The following is a 20,396-nucleotide window of genomic DNA, read 5'->3' on the forward strand; positions in this document are numbered from 1 at the left end:
TTCAACAGGTGCTAGTAAAGAGCGAGAAAAAAAGTTTATAATTCGCGCCTAAATGCACCACTCATCAAATGAATCGTATTCACAATGTATCAGTCGACTAAAGCCGCCTTTATTAAACTTAAAAACAATAAACTTTTCGAGTTAAGTGTTATTTGCGTAATCATCATTTCAGCACTTGAAATTGGCGCTAAAACCTTTCCATTGTCAAATACAGCAGTATCAATCACTTCAGTACTCGACACCTTTATTACTGTGTTTTTCTTATTCGAAATATCATTAAGATTCCTCACCGACGAGAATAAAAAAGCCTTTTTCAAATCAGCTTGGAATGTTTTTGATACCCTAGTAGTGATTATCAGCTTAATTCCTATTAATGATTCTGAAATGGCTTTGCTAGCTCGACTAGTAAGGGTATTTCGGGTTTTAAGAATGGTTTCGGTTGTACCTGAGCTACGCATATTAATTAATTCTCTGGTTAAAGCATTACCACAACTGGGTTATGTCGTATTGCTCATGTTCATTATATTTTATATATACGCAGCCATTGGTAGCTTTCTGTTTAGTGTTATTAACCCCGTATTATGGGGCGACATTGCCATTTCAATGTTAACCCTTTTTAGGGTCATGACTTTTGAAGATTGGACCGATATACAATATGAAACCATGGAGGTTTATCCGTATAGTTGGATTTACTACATGACCTTTATATTTTTTACTGCTTTTGCATTTCTTAATATGGTTATCGGTATTGTGGTCAATGTTATGGAGGAAGAGCATTCAAAAGAAAAAAATAAAAATGAGCCAACATTGAGTGAACTAAAACAAGAAATCTCTGAATTGAAAACACTCATTTTAAAGCTCGATAACAACACCAGTAACGTTAGCGAAAAAGTAAAGCAGCAACCTTAAATAACTCTTTTTGTATTATTTTATGGTTATTTTACTAAAACATTAGCTGTTAAATAATCATATGAGTGATTTACGTTTTTTTACATTTTAAGTTGTATATTTTTGTTGGTTTTAAAGATAAGCTTTAGAGATTGCTATAAATTTCATTGAAAACATAAGGGAAAATATGAACTATTTAACTAAAGTAATGTTAGCGACTTCTGCGATTATTACCGCGACATCAGTTATGGCCGAAAGTGCAAAATCTTTAGACCATGCTCAAAAAGCAACAGATAACCGTAAAGCTGTATTCACCTTGCTCGGTAGTAATATGGGACCTTTAGGTGCGATGGCAAAAGGCAAAATACCCTTAAATGCCAAAGCTGTAGAGAAAAATGCGGAAAGAATTAACCAGTTATCTTTGATGTTGGCTGATTACACGAAAACAGACACCTCTGGTTTTAAAGTAAAAACAGAAGCATTAGATAAAATTTGGCAAGAGCCAAAGGCTTTCGCTAAGCGTATCAACGCATTAACTGAAGCCTCTGCACAATTGCAATTAGTTGCAAAATCAGCCGACAAATCAGCAATTAAGCAAGCTATTGCTGGTGTAGGTAAATCATGTGGTGGTTGTCACGATGATTACAAAGCCGACTAATGATTGTGTAATACTATTAGCGAATATATTTACTAATGTTTACTAATACTAATGTTTACTAATACTAATGTTTACTAATACTAATGTTTACTAATAATAGTATTCTTCAATAACCGGGGCATTTAACACAACTAACCAATAAATGAATCCGGCAACAACGATTGATATTAGGATAGCTAAGCCGATTTTAGAATGGCTGATGCTATCCTTTTTATTAACCATTTTGGCCGATTTTTTGCCGGTAATTATTGCAGAAATCAGTGCTTGCTTTTTAACGCGTTCATAGAAGATCACGGCAGAAATATGCAGCGCTATCGCTGCTAATATAAGATTGAAACCGTTGCGGTGAATAAAAACCAATACCGACTCAACGCTACTGTTTATTGAGCCGCTATATGGTCCCGTAGTAAATATGTCATCATCCATAAACAAGCCACTCACCGCTTGCAAGAGTATGGTGATTAACATGAAAAACACCATCAAACTTCCTAACGGGTTATGCCCTGCATAATGTACTGGCTCTGCTTGCTTAAAAGATTGAATATAAGCGATTGTTTTTTTCAAACTAGGAAAGAAATCAATGAATTTCGAATGCGTTGTACCTAAAAAACCCCACAATATTCTGAATACAATTAAACCTAGAGCAAAATACCCTACCAATAAGTGATACTCAATAAGACCATTATCTTGATCAGACGTGTACCAAGATGCACCAATACTTAATACCAACAACCAGTGGAATATGCGCAAGGGTAAATCCCAAATTAAATGCATTTTTTCTTTATTCATTGCTACTTTTATCTCAACGTTTTATTTAAACTAAACCTTTGTCATATCAACAAAATTCAAACTGACATTACCACTAAGCTTTTTGTTTCAGCCATTTTATCAGTAAGATATTAGCATTTTCATTAAGAATAAACATGATGCATTACGACAAAATACACTTATATTGAAAGTAAATGTCACTGCTTTTTTTTACCATGTGCAGAAACAAATTCATTACGCAACGTAATCTTAACTCCCTGAGAAAAAAGCAAAACAAATACTTTGATATGGTGCGCAATAAATAATGCCAAGAAGTGAAATACTGGTCAATATTCAAGTTTGAAAATGTCCTCTTTAAGACAATGTTTACCTTATTGCTATAAATTTAGCCGCAAAAACAACAAAATCATAAAATAACTTTGCTAACGGGTGTTAACTAGGTAAGCTCAAAGCAAAGTATTAACAACAATAATAATTATCATTTATGAGTAACATTAGAGATTCGTTTCATTCCAGAATAGGGTTTGTTCTTGCTGCTGCTGGCTCAGCAATCGGTTTAGGTAATATTTGGGGCTTTCCAACACAAGCGGCAAATAATGGTGGCGGTGCATTCTTATTTGTTTACTTAGTGGTAACTGTTTTACTGGCGCTACCTGCCCTTTATGCTGAAGTGTACATTGGCAATCAAGCACAAAAAAACCCGGTTTCTGCAATAGAGGACGCTTGCCGTGACACAGCACCAAAGCTTGGTAAATATGCCGGCTTAATTGGCTTAAGTGGCGCAATTATGATGCTTAGTTTTTATACTATAGTGGCTGGTTGGATGCTCGCACATGCTCTTTCGCCACTGTTTGAATTACTTGGACAGCATGAGCTTTCTCAATGGTTAGCAACCTCGAGTACGCAACGAAACTTAATGTTTACGCCGATATTTATTTTACTTGGGGCGGGTATTATTCATCAAGGGGTTAATGCTGGTATCGAAAAATGGTCGGCACGTTTAATGCCAGTACTATTGGTTATGCTCGTTGCTTTAATTACTTATATTTTACAACAACCAGGCGCCGAGCAAGGCTTAAGAACTTACTTAATACCTGACTTTTCACAAGTTACTAACCCCAAATTAATCATTTCAGCTATGGGACAAGCTTTTTTCTCATTATCTATTGGCGTTGGCGGCATGATGGTTTACGGCTCTTATATGAAAAAAGACCGCGATATAGGCAAGCTCGCTATTTCAATCACCGCGCTAGATACCTTTATTGCCTTTATGGCAGGTTTATTAATTATTCCGGCACTTTATGTCGCACAAGAGGCAGGACAACAAGTATTTCAAGGCGAGAAGTTAATTGGTGAAGGACAACTGATTTTCAATATATTACCTGAGCTTTTCAATTCTATGGGCAATATTGGTATGTTAGTGGCAATTGGATTTTTTTCGTTATTATCAATAGCGGCGCTAACCTCAACAATTTCGTCAACCGAAGTACCCGTTGCCTACCTTGTTGAAGATAAGAAATTCAGCCGTTCAAAAGCAACTTGGCTAGTATCGGCCATTGTTTTAACGGCAAGTATGACCTTAATTGCATTTTTCGATAGCCTATTTGGCCTAGTAATTCGAGTTCTAACCACCATTTTACAACCTTTAAGCTGCTTATTTTATTTTATTGTCGTGGGCTGGCTATGGAAACGAGGCAACAAGTTACGCGATGTGTCGCTACAAGAAGGCAGAAAGTGGCTACCAATTTGGGGTAACTATTTGCGCTTTGTTTGTCCGCTGCTATTAACGGTAGTGTTTATCAATGTCGCTATATTGAATTAAGATTTTTTGCGCCAGTAATATGTAATAACACACCTAGTATTAGAAGCCTAAAAGCCATGACAATGTTCATGGTTTTTTATTGACTTTAAACTGCCAGCGCGCGCTCTTGTCATGTTATTCACTCACGTTATTGCGACCCGACTTTTTTGCTCGGTATAACGCTTGATCAGCTAATTTTAAAGTTTGTTCAAAGTTTAGCTTAGATGTTCTTACTGCCAAGCCAATAGAAATGGTGACTCTGACAGTTTTCATTTGGGAAGATTTTTTGCGGCTACGTGCTTTTTTCGTACTTCGCAGCCCTTGTCGAATAACAATATTGTAATCTTCTACCGCTTGTCGAATGGCCTCCAAAGCAGGTTTGGCCTGCGCAATGGTTTTTCCGGGGAAGATAATGGTAAATTCTTCCCCGCCATAACGAAACACTTTGCCAGCGCCTTTAACTTGAGCCAACTTACTTGCCACTAGTTTCAGAACTTGATCACCAATGTCATGGCCATAAGTATCATTAAACTTTTTAAAATGATCGATATCAAGCATAGCCACAGTATATTTTCGACCTAACGATAACGCACGCTGATTAAGTGCCCGCCGTGAAGGTAAATGAGTTAACTCATCTCGATAGGCTAAAAAATATGAATCTATAAATATCACACACAAATAATGCATCATTAACAAACTTAACAGTACACTCCAAGGCAATGTAGTGAGCTGATAGTAATGCCCTAGCCAAATGCAATAGCTGCTTAACAATGCCGTTATGACTAAACTTTTTTCTCGCACACATCGCCACAATAACAATAAAGTGCAGCATGTTAATGGTAACTCGATAGTTAGATATTTCAGGTAAGGTGCCAAATGCGTAACATGCACTAAGCGTGCTGTTAACATATTAACAATATCAAACCAATAGTAACTGGCAACAGCTAAACCAGACAGTAGTGTAAAACGATAAGCACCATGAATTGACAGTAGCCCTCGGTCTTTAAGCACACTCAATACCGATAATATGCTTGCGCCAGCCAGTAGCATCCAATCACCATGAGATAGCAACCACTGCTGCCAAGGTATAAAATTAGTTAAGGCTAAATAGAAAAGTAATAATACGATTGTCGCTAGCGTCAAACGACTACGATTGAAATAACTGGAAAGTACAATAGTGAGCACAAATAGGCCATAAAGCACTTGCTCAATAAGGCTTATTTTTACTGACCAATAGATTGGATATTGTTCAACAAGAATGAACAAAGCAGCAAAAGCGCTCAAACTTAAAATACTACTTTTTAAGCCGCTGAAAAACTGACCCAAGCGTAACTCCAAAATAAAATATCGACTAATTCAACGCCATATCCAGTTATTATAATGACCAGTAAAATAAGCAACATCAAACTATTTAACTTCACGCTGATAATAATAACTTTCAACGATGAAAACAAAGTTACCTTTATTTAAAGTTTTAGCTTTTTATCTGCTGCTATAGCAAGCTTTTCATCTTCTTGCTTTAATTCAACTTGCTCTATTTTTTCAAAACGATTACTAATTTTGTCAGCCGAAGTATGAATTTGTTTAACATCACTCGCCGCTTGATCAATATGTTTGGCTAAATTAGCAAAACGGCCTTTAAAGCGAGAAAAGTCAGCCGCCAAGTGTGACAAATGCGCCTGAATAACATGTATCTGCTTACGCGTTGCCTCGTCCTTCAGCACTGAACGTGCGGTGGTTAAAATAGCCATTAAAGTGGTTGGCGATGCTAACCAAACACGTTTTTTATTGGCATAGTCTACCAGATCACTATGATGCGCGTGTATTTCAGCAAAAATAGCTTCAGCAGGGATAAACATTACCGCACCATCTGCCGTCTCTTTATCAATTAAATATTTATCACTAATATCATTAATATGCTTTTTAATATCAACTTTAAATTGTCGCTCAGCCGTTTTGCGCTCAAATTCACCCAAGCTATTGTCAGCCATTTTTTTATAGCTTTCTAATGGGAATTTCGAGTCAACCACCACATTACCGGTTGGCTCAGGCAAAAATAAAATACAGTCAGCAATTTTGCCATTTGATAAGGTGTGTTGTAGTGAAAAATGTTGTTCTGGTAGCACATTACGAATTAAAGCATTTAACTGTACCTCACCGAAAGCACCACGTGAGCGTTTGTCTGACAGCACTTCTTGCAAGCTCACTACGTTACTAGAAAGCTCGGTAATTTTTTTCTGCGCGTCATCAATTAACGCCAAACGCTGTAAAATATCGTTAAAGGTTTTGGTCGTTTTCTCAAAGCCGTCCGCTAAACGTTTTTCAACCTGGCCGCTAATATCTTTAAGGCGGTTATCTGTCGAAACGGTAAGCTCATCAATTCTTTTCGCCATTTGCTCAGCTGATAAATGTAGCGACTTAGCCATTTCTTCACGGCCTAATTTAGCTGTAGCCGTGAGTTGATTGGTTAATTGCTCAGCAGCTGCACGCTGATTATCATTAAACGTAACATGATGTTCATATAAGTTTTTTTTAAGTTGCTCACTGTGATTATGCAGTTGTTGTACTTGCTTTTCACCTTGTTCACCATGCTGACGCAATAACTTTAATTTAAAGTCAGAGATTTGTTGTTCAAAGTAAGTTTTTAGCTCATTTTGTTGAGTCGCTAATTGTTGGTGATTAAAACTTAACTGCTGTTGTAACTGTTGCTGATTATTGGCATTTACTTCATAGCTTAAATTTACTTTTTCTGCTAATTGTTGCAAAAGTTGTTGTTGTGCTTCAAAAGATACTTGGCTGACTTTTACCCGTCGTAGTAATAACAAGCTTGTGATAAGCAGAGTTATCAGCAATATAAGCACAAGAGCGATTAGGGTCGGGAAGTTATCCAAAGTTAACCAAGGAAGATTTAATACTGAGATCATACTGCTGCCAAACACTGTAAATATTACCAGTTATTAGAGCATACTTTACTGATAAGGTTAACTAAATATTTAAGTTCGAACACTGACTATATGATGAATTTTAATTTCACAGCCAGATTAAACATTAGTTTATCCATCATTAGTTTCACTTTTATATATCAGCAATTTTTTGCATAGCTTATTTAAAGTAATCCCTGTCTAGCTATAGAGATGCGCTTTTCATACTGAGTTACTGGTTTTAACGAGCAACTCACAGGTATCTAGAAACTAGAATGACACACCCGTGCCCATTGACCTTTAAGTTTGGCTCTGTGAAAACTACCTCAACCATTAAATAATAAATAATAAAAAACGGTAATTCATTAAACTCAATTACCGTTTTTTTTATTGCATCAGTGAAACTTAACTTATTCACTATGTAGCGCAATATGTAGCGCAACAACTCGTTAGTTAGTGTATTTTTTCATCCAATTAAATACTTCTTGGTACCATACTTTCAAATTATCAGGGTTGCGAATATGATGATCTTCATCGGGGAACATCACCAAACGACTTGGAATACTTTGACGTTGTAAAGCGGTAAACGCTCCTAAGCTTTGTGCATAAGGTACACGATAATCTAGTTCACCTTGGATCACTAACATCGGTGTTTGCCAGTTTTTAACTAAAGCTGCAGGGTTAAATTTATTATAGTCTTCACTCCCCTGCCATACCGGGCCGCCCATATCGTGTTCAGGAAACCATAACTCTTCTGTTGAACCGTAAAAGCTTGGCATATCATACAAACCAGCATGATTAACAATACATTTGAAGCCATCAGACCAATTACCTTGGATCCAATTCATCATGTAACCACCATATGATGCACCAAGCGCACAAGCGTTATCAGCGTCCATCCAAGGCTCTTGACTGGTGATATCAGCAAGACCTTTTTGTAAATCTTCTAGTGGCTTGCCGCCCCAATCACGGGCGATCGAATCGGTAAATTTTTGTCCGTAACCAATCGAGCCATGAAAATCTATCATCACAACCGCATAACCTTGTGCAGCCCATAACTGAGCATTCCAACGATAATGAAACATATTACCGAAGCTACCTTGTGGTCCGCCATGCACTAAAAAAGCAACGGGGTATTTGCTACCCTCTTGAAAGTTTGCTGGTTTTAGCCAGTAACCATGCACTTCTTCATCATTCCAGCCTTTAAAATTAAACTGCTCAAATTCTGCAAGTGTAATGTTACTCAGTTTATCGACATTGACTTGCGTCAGTTGTTTTAATTGATAACCATCACGGTCAACCATAAAGATATCGGTTGGTGCATCAAGCGCGTGACGCGTAAAAAATACTTTGTCTGCCGATACCGCTATTTTCCCTGCCGTTCCATCATTATATACCCGTCGAACATCACCAAACTCTGGGTTTATTTCAAAAATGCTTTTTTGCCCCATATCGTTAGCCGTAACATACAAAGTACGATTATCATTCGCAAAAACTAATTCACTCACCGAGCGATCCCATTGCTTTGCAATAGCACGAGTTTTACCGGTTTTTCCGTCGCGGATCATCACCGTAAACTTATCAGACTCATAGCCTGGCACTGACATGGCTTTATACGCCAAATAACGACCATTAGAAGAATAAACTGGCTTGGCATCCCAAGCGGTATTTTCTTCGGTAATATTAGTCATTTTTTTAGTGGTTAAGTCGACTTCAAAAATATCAAAGTTAGTATTCCACGCTTGTTCTTTGCTTGGTAGTTTTGCTGAGAAGCTCAAGCTTTTACCGTCAGGATGAAAACTCACTTCGCCTGCACCGGCGATATCGCCCTGCCAAGAAGGCATTAAATCAGTCGCTTGGGTAAATGCCCCGTTGGCACTTTTTTCAGCCACAAACAGATGCGACTTATAAGCGGTATTCCAAGTGTCCCAATGACGCACCATTAATTGATCGTATACCCTTACATTATGCTGTTTTTTGGCATCATTGGCTTTGGCATCAAGCGTGCACTGCATGGTTTCACAACCTGGTAACACAGTCAGTTCAACGGCAAAGCGTTTGCCATCGTTGGACATTTGAAAACCATTGATATCAAGTGGCAACGCGGACACTTGTTGAGCTTCACCACCGCTCAGTGGTAATTGCCATATTTGTGAGCTACCGCTGCGCCCAGAAAGAAAATAGATACTTTTTCCATCTTGTGAGTACATAACATTGCTTTCACCACTTTTATTGCTGGTAAGTTGCTGCACCTTATCTGAGTTAACTTTTTGTAAATACAGGTGGTTATCTGTAGAGCGAATGCCTTTTTTTAAGCGGTATATAAAGCTGTCACCTTGCGGAGAAACGACAAAATCATGAATTTGATTAAACTCTGTTAATGCGCTGACATCTAACACCTTTGACTCAACTGTGCTCGCAGCACTTGTCGCACTGGCAAAGGCCAACGTAGTAAGGGTCGCCATGCTGACTATTTTTTTATTCATAACATCCTACTTTGGTTTATATGCTTTTATTAATACTTTTTACTGTAAGTTCTGAACATACACGCTCTTTCACATCGACATATAAGGGTATATTAATGTCGTAATGCCATGAATGGCAAGAAACGACCATGTGACCGCGATATACTATACGTCCTGTATATAAAAAACGCCCATATGGGCGTTTTATAACAGAAAATTACTCGCCTTTTAATTTGCTATCAAGCTCAGCAATTTTCGCTTGCCAGATTGCAGGTCCGGTTACATGCGCTGACTCACCTAAGCTGTCAACGGCAACAGTGACAGGCATATCTTCGACAACAAATTCGTAAATAGCTTCCATGCCCATATCTTCAAACGCCACAACTTTAGCTTTTTTAATGGCTTTAGACACTAAGTACGCTGCACCGCCTACGGCCATTAAATAAACTGACTTGTGTTTTTTAATACACTCAACGGTGTCAGGGCCACGCTCAGCTTTGCCGATAGTACCTAACAAACCTGTTTTTGATAGCATCATTTCAGTAAATTTATCCATACGTGTTGCTGTTGTAGGGCCTGCAGGGCCTACAGCTTCATCACCAATAGCATCAACAGGACCTACGTAGTAAATAAATTTGTCAGTAAAGTCTACAGGTAATTCTTCACCTGCCGCTAACATATCTTGAATACGTTTATGCGCAGCATCGCGCCCCGTTAAAATTGTGCCACTTAACAGTACCGTTTCACCTGTTTTCCATGAACTAATATCAGCTTTTGATAACTCATCAACATTTACGCGACGAACATTCTCACCAACTTCCCAAGTAATTTCAGGCCAGTCTTCAAGTTTTGGCGGTGTTAAATCAGCAGGGCCTGAGCCATCAAGATGAAAATGCACATGTCGAGTGGCCGCACAGTTTGGGATCATTACCACAGGTTTTGAAGCCGCATGGGTAGGCACTGAATTGATTTTAATATCAACCACAGTCGTTAAACCACCTAAACCTTGGGCGCCAATACCTAGCTTGTTAACACGATCATAAATTTCTAAACGTAATTCTTCTTCTGCATTTTCAGGCCCACGGTCAATCAGTTCTTGAATGTTAACAGGGTCCATTAGGCTTTCTTTGGCTAATACACCAGCCTTTTCGGCCGTACCACCGATACCTATACCTAACATACCTGGTGGACACCAGCCCGCGCCCATTGTCGGTAAAGTTTTTACCACCCAATCAGCAATTGAATCACTTGGGTTTAGCATGACCATTTTAGATTTATTTTCGCTTCCGCCACCTTTAGCTGCGATCATCACTTCAATGTGATCACCAGGAACCATGTCAATATGCACCACAGACGGTGTATTATCTTTGGTATTGATACGTTTGCCAGCAGGATCGGCAACAATTGACGCACGTAATGGGTTATCAGGGTTTAAATAAGCACGACGAGTACCTTCATCAACCATTTGTTGCACTGTCATGTCAGTTTTATCCCACTGCACGGCCATACCCACTTTAACGAAGCAGGTAACAATACCGGTATCCTGACAAATAGGTCTTTTACCATGTGCCGACATACGTGAATTAATGAGAATTTGCGCAATAGCGTCTTTTGCCGCCTGACTTTCTTCTTTGTGATAAGCCTTTTCAAGTGCTTGAATAAAATCTAACGGATGATAGAAGGAAATATATTGTAGCGCGTCTGCAACGCTTTCGATTAGGTCTTGTTGTTTTATAATAGCCATAACGGTCTCTTTTTTTATCAATTGGGCGAGAGATAAGTTGAAAGTTATAAATTTGCCGATATCATACATCGGTTGTTAAATCCCTACCAGTATCAAATGGTCTAATATGACCCTAAGATAATACCAATAAATAAAATAGCGTGAGAATATTTTGCCAACACATTCCATAAGACGATTGTCTGCACAATTACTGCAATTAGACACACCATTTAATAGCCAAAGCCTATTCTCGCTTATTGCAGAGCAACCTTGGGCAATGTGGTTAGACTCTTGTGAAAGTACGCATGTTGATAGCCGCTATGACATAATGGTATGGCAGCCCTGCGCAACATTAACAACTTTTGGTGATGTTACTGAGATAAAAAACGCGCTCGATAATAGTCAGTATCAAAGTGATAAAGACCCATTATTGCTTTTAAAGCAGCAGCAAAAAACCTGTTTTGAAAATGTGACTATTGCCCCCTGCGAATTACCTTTCAAAGGTGGTGCAGTTGGTTATTTTGCTTATGATTTAGGTAAACGTTTTGAAGTGATCAAACAGCAAACAGATAAAGATATCGATATTCCTGAAATGGCTATTGGCATTTACCAACAGGCAATTATTTTTGATCGCAAGTTACAAAAATACTGGTTGCTGTGTTTTGATGAGCATAGAGCCTCCTTAGTTGATTTTTTTCATCAGGCCTTAGTAAAAAGTTCCTCAAAACTCGCAATAGATAAAGATTCAGGAACAACAAAAGATTTCAAGTTAACCACAGCTTGGCAATCGAATATGCCACAGCCACAGTACCGTAAAAAATTTAAGCAAGTGCATGATTATTTACTATCAGGTGACTGCTATCAAATTAATTTAGCACAACGTTTTAGTGCGCAATATAACGGTTGCGAATATCAAGCTTATTGTGCCTTAAGAGCTGAAAACAAAGCGCCTTTTTCTGCTTTTCTCCGCTTTGATGATAGTGCGATATTAAGCATTTCACCTGAGCGCTTTTTGCAAAAAATTGATAACAAAATTCAAAGTAAACCCATTAAAGGCACTCGTCCTCGTAATCAAGATCCAGTTATCGATCTGGCAAATGCTGACGAGTTACGTCAAGCCAGTAAAGATAGAGCAGAGAACTTAATGATTGTTGATTTGCTGCGCAACGATATCAGCCGAGTATGCGTGCCAGGCTCGGTAACCGTGCCAACGTTATTTGCTATTGAAAGCTTTCCAGCAGTGCACCATTTGGTCAGTACCGTAGAAGGCGAAATAGCAGCACAATATGACGGCAGTGATTTACTGCGTGCCTCATTTCCTGGTGGCTCTATCACCGGCGCGCCTAAAATTAGAGCTATGGATATAATTGAGGAACTTGAGCCAAACCAACGAAGTGTCTATTGCGGTGCTATTGGTTATTTATCTGCCTGCGGTAATATGGATACCAGTATCACCATCAGAACCTTAGTTTGTCATGATGAAAAAATACACTGCTGGGCCGGTGGCGGCTTAGTTGCAGATTCAAACGTTGACAGTGAGTATCAAGAAACTTACGATAAAGTGAATAAAATTTTACCGATATTAAGCAAACTAAACTCAGTTTAAGTGCCTAATACTTAGCTGGAACTTGCTTTTTTACAAATAACTTTTGAAGGTATGTATGACGAAAGAAGAATTTATACAGCGCTTTCATATGCGGTCTTTACCTGCCTCGGTGCATAATTTCCGTTATCCGCAACAACTAAAAAGTGCTGCGGTGTTAATCCCTATTGTAAGCGATCAAAATCAGTTAAATGTTTTGTTGACTAAACGCGCAAGCCACCTTACCCATCACCCTGGGCAAATTAGTTTTCCAGGCGGTAAAGCAGAGCCATTTGACCGCGACTTAACCGCTACAGCATTGCGTGAAACTGAAGAAGAAATTGGTCTAGTGGCTCCCTCTATTAATGTGCTCGGCCAACTTAACCCTTACCAAACCATTTCAGGTTATGAGGTAACACCAATAGTTGCAATTGTGACTAACAGTAAAAGTTATCACATTGACAAAAATGAAGTTTCAGAAGTATTTCAAGTACCTCTAGCACATTTTTTACAACGTCAGCACCATATTCAAGTGCCGTTTTATCATAGAGGTGAGCACCATAACATCCACTTCATGCCTTACCAACAATACAATATTTGGGGCGCAACTGCCGCTATGTTGCATGACCTAAGCGTTTTAATAAATTAATTTATGCCTGGGTAAGTTACTGACTATAATAATACCAAGTAAGTGATATTTTGTTTTGCATGCTGAAAGCTTTCAGCTACAATCTCCGAATAATATTTTACCTCAAACTATATTTAACAGTATTTATTCAGGTTTTTCTATGATTAGTGTATTTGATATGTTTTCGATTGGAATTGGCCCTTCCAGTTCTCATACCGTTGGCCCAATGAAAGCTGCAAAGCTATTTGTTGAGAATCTTATTGCAGAAGGTAAATTAACCAACACAGATCGGGTTAAATGCGAGTTATTTGGTTCGCTAGGACAAACAGGTATTGGCCACGGTACAGGTAAAGCTGTTATTTTGGGACTTACGGGTCAATGTCCGGAAACAATCCCTGTTGACTCTATCGAATCGACCCTAGCTGAAGTTGTTGCTAGTGAGAAAATAAACCTCAACATGCAACACCTGATCACTTTTCCCAAAGCAAACGCTATTATTTATCATCGTAGAAAAACTCTACCTGCGCATGCTAATGCCATGACTTTATATGCTTATTCCGATGACAGCGTGATTTTTGAAGAAACCTATTACTCTATCGGTGGTGGTTTTATTGTTAAAGATTGTGATTTTGAAAAAGAAAAAGATAAAGCGCTATCAACCCACGCCAATATTGATCGACCACATCGTTTTTCTAGTGCCGATGAATTATTGCAAATAGCCAATGAAAAAGGCCTGAGCATAAGTAGCATCATGATGGATAACGAAAAGTGTTTGCAAGCTGAAGCTGATATTCGTTCGGGTTTATTAAATATTTGGCATGCAATGAAAGCCAGCATTGCACGTGGCATAGTCACTGAAGGTATTTTGCCTGGCGGTTTAAAAGTTACACGCAGAGCGCCCGCCTTGCATCGTGCCCTTTCAGTTGAAAAAAGTAACGACCCTCTCTCAGCGATGGACTGGGTTAATTTATTTGCCTTGGCAGTAAATGAAGAAAACGCAGCGGGGAGTCGAGTAGTAACCGCTCCAACCAATGGTGCAGCAGGTATCCTTCCCGCGGTATTATCTTATTATGATAAGTTTATTAAACCCGTGAGTGATGAAGACTGCATTCGTTATTTATTAACCGCGGCTGCCATTGGTATTTTATATAAAACTAACGCAACTATTTCAGGTGCCGAAGGTGGCTGCCAAGCAGAAGTTGGTGTTGCCTGTTCAATGGCTGCAGGGGCATTAACTGAAATTATGGGCGGCTCACCAGTACAAGTTGAAAACGCGGCAGAAATTGGTATGGAGCATAACTTAGGCCTTACCTGTGACCCTGTCGGTGGCTTAGTACAGGTGCCTTGCATTGAACGTAATGCCATGGGCTCAGTAAAAGCAATTAATGCCTCTCGTTTAGCATTACGTGGTACAGGTAAGCAAAAGGTGTCATTAGATAAAGTGATAAAAACCATGTGGGATACTGGTAATGACATGAAAACCAAATATAAAGAAACTTCGCGTGGTGGTTTAGCGGTTAATATTATTGAGTGTTAATACCTGAACTCTGCATAATGAGTGCAGCATAATGAGTGCTTGATATTCAAGTGAATCAAAAGCTGTAGTCTGAACATTATAAAAGCAAAAAGCCGTATTAAAGTTAATACGGCTTTTTACTATTTATACTATAGCTTATCAAAAGTTAACTAAGAATTCGCCAGTACTAACGCACAGGTAACTTAATGTTGGCAAACATCTCATCGATTTCTGCATTGTTTTTCAATAGAATAGCTCTAGTAACTAAGTCACGATTTAAATGCGGGGCAAAGCGCTCAATAAAATCAAACATATAACCACGCAAGAAAGTACCGCGTCTGAAACCTATTTTAGTGGTACTTGGACTAAATAGATGACTCGCATCAATAGTGACTAGATCATTATCAATTTTCGGATCCATCGCCATGGTTGCAATAACACCAACACCGACACCTAATCGCACGTAGGTTTTAATAACATCCGCATCGGTCGCCGTAAAGGCAATCTTAGGTTCAACGCCAATTTGACTAAAGGCCGCGTCTAATTCCGATCGCCCAGTAAAACCAAAAACGTAAGTTACTAAAGAATATTTCGCAATATCTTCAATAGTAATATTTTGTTTACTCGCTAACGGATGGTCAGCTTTAACAATAATACTACGATTCCAATGATAACAAGGTAACATCACCAAATCGTTATAGAGGTGCAAAGACTCGGTGGCAATCGCAAAATCAGCTTCTCCTTTACTTGAAGCATCACTGATTTGTGCAGGTGTTCCTTGGTACATATGTAATGAAACTTTAGCATACTTCTTCATGAAGCCTTGAATAACTTCCGGTAAAGCATAACGCGCTTGCGTATGCGTGGTAGCAATACGTAATTTACCTTCATCAGGTTGCGTGTGCTCACGCGCAACGGCTTTAATGGCTTCAACCTTTGATAATATCTCTGTTGCTATATTAATCACTTCATTACCAGCGGACGTTACATGAGTGAGATGTTTACCACTGCGGCCAAAGATTTGAATGCCTAGCTCATCTTCTAGCATACGTACTTGTTTGCTGATGCCTGGTTGCGAAGTAAAAAGACTTTCCGCAGTAGCGGAAACATTTAAGTTATTATTGAGTACTTCGACGATATAGCGGAGTTGTTGCAGCTTCATAATTATAATTCAGAGGTTTCTTATTCGAAAAATATATACTTATAATGACATTTATACCATATTAATTTTTTAATTGTGGGGAAATTAGCAACTAATGAACAATTAAAATGGTTACTTAAACAGCAAAAGCATTACCTTTAGCCATTCGATATCTGCAAATCTATGAAAACAGGGAAAAGAAAACGCTTTATCCTTTGCTTCATCGAACAATTTTTGTAGACTGCTATATTAGCAATTAATATTTTTCATAATAGAGAATTAAACATGGGCATTATCATCGCTTTAATTATCGCTTTAATTATCATTGTCGTGGTAGTCAATGCAATACAACAGCATAAAGAAAAATTAGAACATGAGAAGCGCGCTAAGGCAGCAAAGCAAAAAGCTATAATCGATGAAACTGAAGAGTTACTCTTGAGCTTGGCTAACTTACCTAACAACCCGAGTTTAATAAAAATTCTCAATAACCGCAGTTTACATGCGGCAAAGTCTATGGCCAAAATACTACCAGAGAACAAATCTTTGGGTAAACGCGTCCAAGAGCTAGAAGCCCGAGTAAGTGCCAGTAATGATAACAATAGCCAAGCAGCGAGTGAGCAAAGCTTTACTTTACCTGATAATGAGCAACACTTAGTCGGCATTTTACAATGTATAAAAAAATTACGAGCAACACTGAAATCTGAACAAACTAAAGGTAATTTAGATGCTCAGACTTTTACACAAGAAGATCAAAAGTTGGGTGCAATGCAGCTAAAGATTGGCGTAGAAAGCTTACAAAAACGTGGCATGATGGCTTATCAAAAAGAAATGTTAGGCTCTGCAAGACAATACTTTGAAAAGGCATTACAAACCATATCAGAAAGCCCTGTGCAAACAGAATACTGTACCAGCAAGCGTGAAGAAATTGAAAATATACTCGAAGATATTACCTCATCACTAAAAAATACCAATGCGAAAGATGCCGCTAAAAAAGCTAAAGCTGAAGAAGATGATTTAGATTTATTATTTCAACCTAAGAAAAAGTGGTAACCTAACCAGCACATTAATTAAAAACCAGCAGCAATGCTGGTTTTTAATTTATTAGCATAATGAAAACACGCCAAAATCAAACACCTTATATTACCCTGCCCTCTTTTATACGTCGTGTAGATAAAACTGACCATCTCAAAAATCTGATCCGTGAACAAGGCTGTGAACTCAAACGTATTGGCCGTTCTCGTCACTGGCAATTACAAGCTAGCTTTGAACAAATAGAAGCAATAATAAAAGCTATTGAGGCGAGTACAGAGCCAAGTTGGCAATGGTTGGTCACCCACCTATCTAAACAGCATAAAGATTTGGGGTTTGATATGCTACTCAGCATTGCTGAGAAAAAGCCTGCGATAACAGTGTCTGAGCTAATGCAGCGCACTGATTGCACCATAGCCCAAGCACGAAAAGTGATAGATACACTAGAGTTTAGTGATTAAAAGTCACTGCAGCTAATTACCCCTTCTACTAATAGCTTAGTTAAATAACAGCAGCATTAGAAATAATAAAAGCGCTCAAAGAGCGCTTTTATTTTGTCAACCACCTGATACTAAAACGGGTGGGTTAAGCTATGCTGTCTTTTTTTCTTTCGGCTTTGCTTTTGGTTTCGCTTTAGCTTTAGCCTTAGGGGCTTTTTTCTTTGCTAACTCTTCAACCCATTTACCATCAATATATTTAGCATTCCAACCAGTAGCTTTACCTTCCACTTCTGTCATCACATATTGTGATTTAGTTTTCCGGCTATAGCGTACAACGGCAAGGTTACCTTCAGGATCTTCTGCTGGCGCATCGGCAAGGTAGTAGAATTTTTCTGAAATTCTATCACGAAAACGTGCTAATTCGGCCACTTTAGGTGCCCGTGTTTCGCGTGACTTTGGAAAAGTATTGGCCGCTAAGAAAATACCTGCTGCACCGTCGCGTAAAACAAAGTGTGCTTCAGACTTTTCGCATGGTAATTCAGGTAGCTGTACCGGATCTTCTTTCGGTGGCGCAGCTTCACCGCTTGCCAATAGTTTACGGGTATTTTTACATTCACTATTGGTACAATCAAAATACTTACCAAAACGACCAGATTTAAGCTCCATCTCGGCTTCACAACGGTCACATTCTAAAATAGGACCATCGTAGCCTTTAAGCTTAAATTCACCTTTTTCTAGCTCTAAACCATCACAAACGGGATTATTACCACAAACATGTAATTTGCGTGTTTCATCAATTAAGTAGCTATCCATAGCCGTACCGCACTTGTTACAACGATGCATAGCACGTAACGCTTCAGTTTCTTGATCTTCCGCTAAAACACTAACCGCTTCTTCACCCGGTGTTAGGTTCATGGTAGTTGTACAGCGCTCTTTTGGCGGCAATGCATAACCAGAACAGCCTAAGAAAACACCTGTTGAACCGGTTCTAATCCCCATTTTACGGCCACAAGTAGGGCAATCAATATCGGTAATAATAGGTTCGTTATTACGCATGCCACCTTCATCAGAAGGTTTATCAGCAAGCTCTAACTGTTGCGTAAAGTTTTTATAGAAGTCGTTTAATACATCTTTCCAGTTACTTTTACCTTCAGCAACTTCATCTAACTCCTGCTCCATATTGGCAGTAAAGTCATAATTCATTAATTTTTGAAAGCTACCCGATAAACTATCTGTAACAATTTCGCCCATTTTTTCAGCATAAAAACGTTTTTTATCTAAACGCACATAGCCGCGATCTTGAATGGTTGAAATAATTGACGCATAAGTTGATGGTCGACCAATTGAACGCTTTTCTAGCTCTTTAACTAATGATGCTTCACCAAAACGAGCAGGTGGCTTAGTAAAGTGCTGAGCAGGATGTAATTGTTGCAAAGTTAACGCTTCGCCAACAGCTAAATCAGGTAAGTGCTTGTCATCACCTTTCGATAATTGTGGGTGCACTCGTGTCCAACCATCAAACTGCATTACACGTCCTTTAGCTTTCAAATCAAAACCAGACGCATCGACCGTTATGGTACTTACCGTATAGCGTGCTGCGGTCATTTGACAGGCAACAAATTGGCGCCAAATTAGCTCATATAATTTTTTCGCATCAGCATCAACGTCAGTGATAAAAGCAGCTTCAAGTTTAACATTTGACGGACGAATAGCTTCATGCGCCTCTTGTGCATTGCCTTTACTGCTATATACCTTTGCGTTCTCTGGTAAATAATTGTCACCAAAGCTATCGCTAATATAAGCACGGCATGTTTCAACGGCGTCTTTACTTAAATTAGTTGAGTCGGTACGCATATAAGTAATATGCCCAGCTTCATATAAACGCTGTGCTAAACCCATAGTACGTTTAACACCAAAGCCTAACTTAGTACTCGCAGCCTGCTGTAATGTTGACGTAATAAACGGAGCAGACGGTGTGCTCTTTGATGGTTTGTCTTCACGCTTACTAACGGTGAAAGCAGAAGATTTTAAAACCGCTAATGCTTTGTTTGTATCTGCTTCATTTGTTGGCTTGAACGGCTTACCCTTTTCATGAGTAACATCAAGTGCAAAGTCTTTACCCTCAGCTGTTTGTGTATCAGCACTGACTTCCCAATATTCTTTCGGATCAAACGCCTTGATTTCACGCTCTTTTTCAACCACAAGCTTTACTGCGACCGATTGTACTCGACCGGCAGATAAACCTCGGGCTACTTTTTTCCACAGCAATGGACTAACCATGAAGCCAACAACACGATCAAGAAAGCGGCGAGCTTGTTGGGCATTCACCCCAGGCATACTCAACTCACCCGGAGCAGAGAACGCTTGTTGTATCGCGTTTTCAGTAATCTCATTAAAAACTACACGCTTAAACTTCGCATCATCGCCACCAATGATCTCTTTTAGATGCCACGCTATTGCTTCCCCTTCTCTATCCAAATCGGTTGCGAGATAGATAGTATCAGCAGTACTGGCAAGTTTAGTTAATTCACTAACCACTTTTTCTTTGCCGGGCAATATTTGATAATTCGCCGCCCAATCGTTATCTGGATCAATCCCCATACGATTGACTAAAGCGAGCTTATCGCGCTTCTGCTTATATTTAGCTTTCGCTGCAGGTGCCATTTTTCTCACCTCAGCAGGAGATTTAGCTGCCACTTTTTTACCAGTGCTACCGTGGGGTAGATCACGCACGTGACCGACACTCGATTTAACAATAAAATCCTTACCAAGGTACTTGTTAATTGTTTTCGCTTTGGCTGGCGATTCCACAATTACCAGAGATTTTGCCATATTA

The 20,396-nt window shown here is 39.0% G+C and carries 15 protein-coding genes; 8 read left to right on the forward strand and 7 right to left on the reverse strand.

Going from position 1 to position 20,396, the window contains the following annotated elements:
- Window positions 1–84 precede the first annotated feature (84 nt).
- Together B0169_RS07030 and B0169_RS07035 are read left to right on the forward strand one after the other, a co-directional pair.
- The gene (locus B0169_RS07030; protein ID WP_077285271.1) at window positions 85–909 is read left to right on the forward strand and encodes an ion transporter; all 825 of its coding nucleotides are present in this window, start codon (window positions 85–87) and stop codon (window positions 907–909) included.
- Between the two features lie 166 nt (window positions 910–1,075).
- Complete coding sequence (locus B0169_RS07035) at window positions 1,076–1,546, forward strand: c-type cytochrome (protein ID WP_077285272.1); 471 nt, start codon at window positions 1,076–1,078, stop codon at window positions 1,544–1,546.
- A 90-nt stretch (window positions 1,547–1,636) separates the two neighbouring features.
- On the opposite strand, the gene B0169_RS07040 is transcribed toward B0169_RS07035, so the two are convergent.
- Window positions 1,637–2,335, reverse strand: coding sequence for a cytochrome b/b6 domain-containing protein (locus tag B0169_RS07040; RefSeq protein WP_077285273.1), 699 nt, complete (start codon window positions 2,333–2,335; stop codon window positions 1,637–1,639).
- 463 nt (window positions 2,336–2,798) lie between these two features.
- Here B0169_RS07040 and B0169_RS07045 point away from each other — a divergent pair, with 463 nt between their 5' ends.
- Window positions 2,799–4,136, forward strand: a complete 1,338-nt coding sequence (locus B0169_RS07045; protein ID WP_077285274.1) for a sodium-dependent transporter — start codon at window positions 2,799–2,801, stop codon at window positions 4,134–4,136.
- 114 nt (window positions 4,137–4,250) lie between these two features.
- Here the strand turns inward: B0169_RS07045 and B0169_RS07050 are convergent, their stop codons facing one another.
- The 4 genes from B0169_RS07050 to B0169_RS07065 all read right to left on the reverse strand — a co-directional run bounded on the left by B0169_RS07050 (window position 4,251) and on the right by B0169_RS07065 (window position 11,245).
- Entirely contained in the window at window positions 4,251–5,441 is a 1,191-nt protein-coding gene (locus B0169_RS07050; protein WP_143323490.1) for a GGDEF domain-containing protein, read from the reverse strand.
- Between the two features lie 140 nt (window positions 5,442–5,581).
- A complete protein-coding gene (locus tag B0169_RS07055) occupies window positions 5,582–7,039 on the reverse strand; it encodes a DNA recombination protein RmuC (RefSeq protein WP_077285557.1) in 1,458 nt (485 codons plus the stop codon).
- 446 nt (window positions 7,040–7,485) lie between these two features.
- Window positions 7,486–9,522, reverse strand: a complete 2,037-nt coding sequence (locus B0169_RS07060) for a S9 family peptidase (RefSeq protein WP_143323491.1) — start codon at window positions 9,520–9,522, stop codon at window positions 7,486–7,488.
- Window positions 9,523–9,718: 196 nt separating this feature from the next.
- Complete coding sequence (locus tag B0169_RS07065; protein WP_077285559.1) at window positions 9,719–11,245, reverse strand: fumarate hydratase; 1,527 nt, start codon at window positions 11,243–11,245, stop codon at window positions 9,719–9,721.
- A 151-nt stretch (window positions 11,246–11,396) separates the two neighbouring features.
- Here B0169_RS07065 and pabB point away from each other — a divergent pair, with 151 nt between their 5' ends.
- The 3 genes from pabB (at window position 11,397) to B0169_RS07080 (ending at window position 14,971) form a co-directional block, all read left to right on the forward strand.
- A complete protein-coding gene (gene pabB, locus B0169_RS07070; protein ID WP_077285276.1) occupies window positions 11,397–12,830 on the forward strand; it encodes an aminodeoxychorismate synthase component I in 1,434 nt (477 codons plus the stop codon).
- A gap of 55 nt (window positions 12,831–12,885) precedes the next feature.
- Complete coding sequence (locus B0169_RS07075) at window positions 12,886–13,455, forward strand: CoA pyrophosphatase (RefSeq protein WP_077285277.1); 570 nt, start codon at window positions 12,886–12,888, stop codon at window positions 13,453–13,455.
- A gap of 139 nt (window positions 13,456–13,594) precedes the next feature.
- Window positions 13,595–14,971 carry an L-serine ammonia-lyase gene (locus B0169_RS07080; protein ID WP_077285560.1) on the forward strand — a complete coding sequence of 459 codons (1,377 nt, stop codon included), beginning with the start codon at window positions 13,595–13,597 and terminating at the stop codon, window positions 14,969–14,971.
- 166 nt (window positions 14,972–15,137) lie between these two features.
- Here B0169_RS07080 and cysB read toward each other — a convergent pair whose 3' ends face one another.
- Window positions 15,138–16,112 (reverse strand): HTH-type transcriptional regulator CysB, encoded by a 975-nt coding sequence (gene cysB / locus B0169_RS07085; RefSeq protein WP_077285278.1) that lies wholly within the window; start codon window positions 16,110–16,112, stop codon window positions 15,138–15,140.
- 264 nt (window positions 16,113–16,376) lie between these two features.
- On the opposite strand from cysB, the gene B0169_RS07090 reads away from it, so the two are divergent.
- The gene (locus B0169_RS07090) at window positions 16,377–17,141 is read left to right on the forward strand and encodes a hypothetical protein (RefSeq protein ID WP_077285279.1); all 765 of its coding nucleotides are present in this window, start codon (window positions 16,377–16,379) and stop codon (window positions 17,139–17,141) included.
- 59 nt (window positions 17,142–17,200) lie between these two features.
- On the forward strand, window positions 17,201–17,581 hold the full coding sequence (locus B0169_RS07095; protein ID WP_077285280.1) for a ribosome recycling factor family protein: 381 nt from the start codon (window positions 17,201–17,203) through the stop codon (window positions 17,579–17,581).
- 129 nt (window positions 17,582–17,710) lie between these two features.
- On the opposite strand, the gene topA is transcribed toward B0169_RS07095, so the two are convergent.
- A complete protein-coding gene (gene topA / locus B0169_RS07100) occupies window positions 17,711–20,392 on the reverse strand; it encodes a type I DNA topoisomerase (RefSeq protein ID WP_077285281.1) in 2,682 nt (893 codons plus the stop codon).
- Window positions 20,393–20,396: the final 4 nt, after the last annotated feature.

The sequence above is a fragment of the Cognaticolwellia aestuarii genome, from assembly GCF_002000025.1.
Classification (GTDB): Bacteria; Pseudomonadota; Gammaproteobacteria; order Enterobacterales; family Alteromonadaceae; genus Cognaticolwellia; species Cognaticolwellia aestuarii.

Bases quoted from the DNA above. Each gene is read 5' to 3' on its own strand.
- B0169_RS07030 (WP_077285271.1), top strand. From the start codon at position 85: ATGTATCAGTCGACTAAAGCCGCCTTTATTAAACTTAAAAACAATAAA.
- B0169_RS07035 (WP_077285272.1), top strand. From the start codon at position 1,076: ATGAACTATTTAACTAAAGTAATGTTAGCGACTTCTGCGATTATTACC.
- B0169_RS07040 (WP_077285273.1), bottom strand. From the start codon at position 2,335: ATGAATAAAGAAAAAATGCATTTAATTTGGGATTTACCCTTGCGCATA.
- B0169_RS07045 (WP_077285274.1), top strand. From the start codon at position 2,799: ATGAGTAACATTAGAGATTCGTTTCATTCCAGAATAGGGTTTGTTCTT.
- B0169_RS07055 (WP_077285557.1), bottom strand. From the start codon at position 7,039: ATGATCTCAGTATTAAATCTTCCTTGGTTAACTTTGGATAACTTCCCG.
- B0169_RS07060 (WP_143323491.1), bottom strand. From the start codon at position 9,522: ATGAATAAAAAAATAGTCAGCATGGCGACCCTTACTACGTTGGCCTTT.
- B0169_RS07065 (WP_077285559.1), bottom strand. From the start codon at position 11,245: ATGGCTATTATAAAACAACAAGACCTAATCGAAAGCGTTGCAGACGCG.
- B0169_RS07075 (WP_077285277.1), top strand. From the start codon at position 12,886: ATGACGAAAGAAGAATTTATACAGCGCTTTCATATGCGGTCTTTACCT.
- B0169_RS07080 (WP_077285560.1), top strand. From the start codon at position 13,595: ATGATTAGTGTATTTGATATGTTTTCGATTGGAATTGGCCCTTCCAGT.
- cysB (WP_077285278.1), bottom strand. From the start codon at position 16,112: ATGAAGCTGCAACAACTCCGCTATATCGTCGAAGTACTCAATAATAAC.
- B0169_RS07090 (WP_077285279.1), top strand. From the start codon at position 16,377: ATGGGCATTATCATCGCTTTAATTATCGCTTTAATTATCATTGTCGTG.
- B0169_RS07095 (WP_077285280.1), top strand. From the start codon at position 17,201: ATGAAAACACGCCAAAATCAAACACCTTATATTACCCTGCCCTCTTTT.
- topA (WP_077285281.1), bottom strand. From the start codon at position 20,392: ATGGCAAAATCTCTGGTAATTGTGGAATCGCCAGCCAAAGCGAAAACA.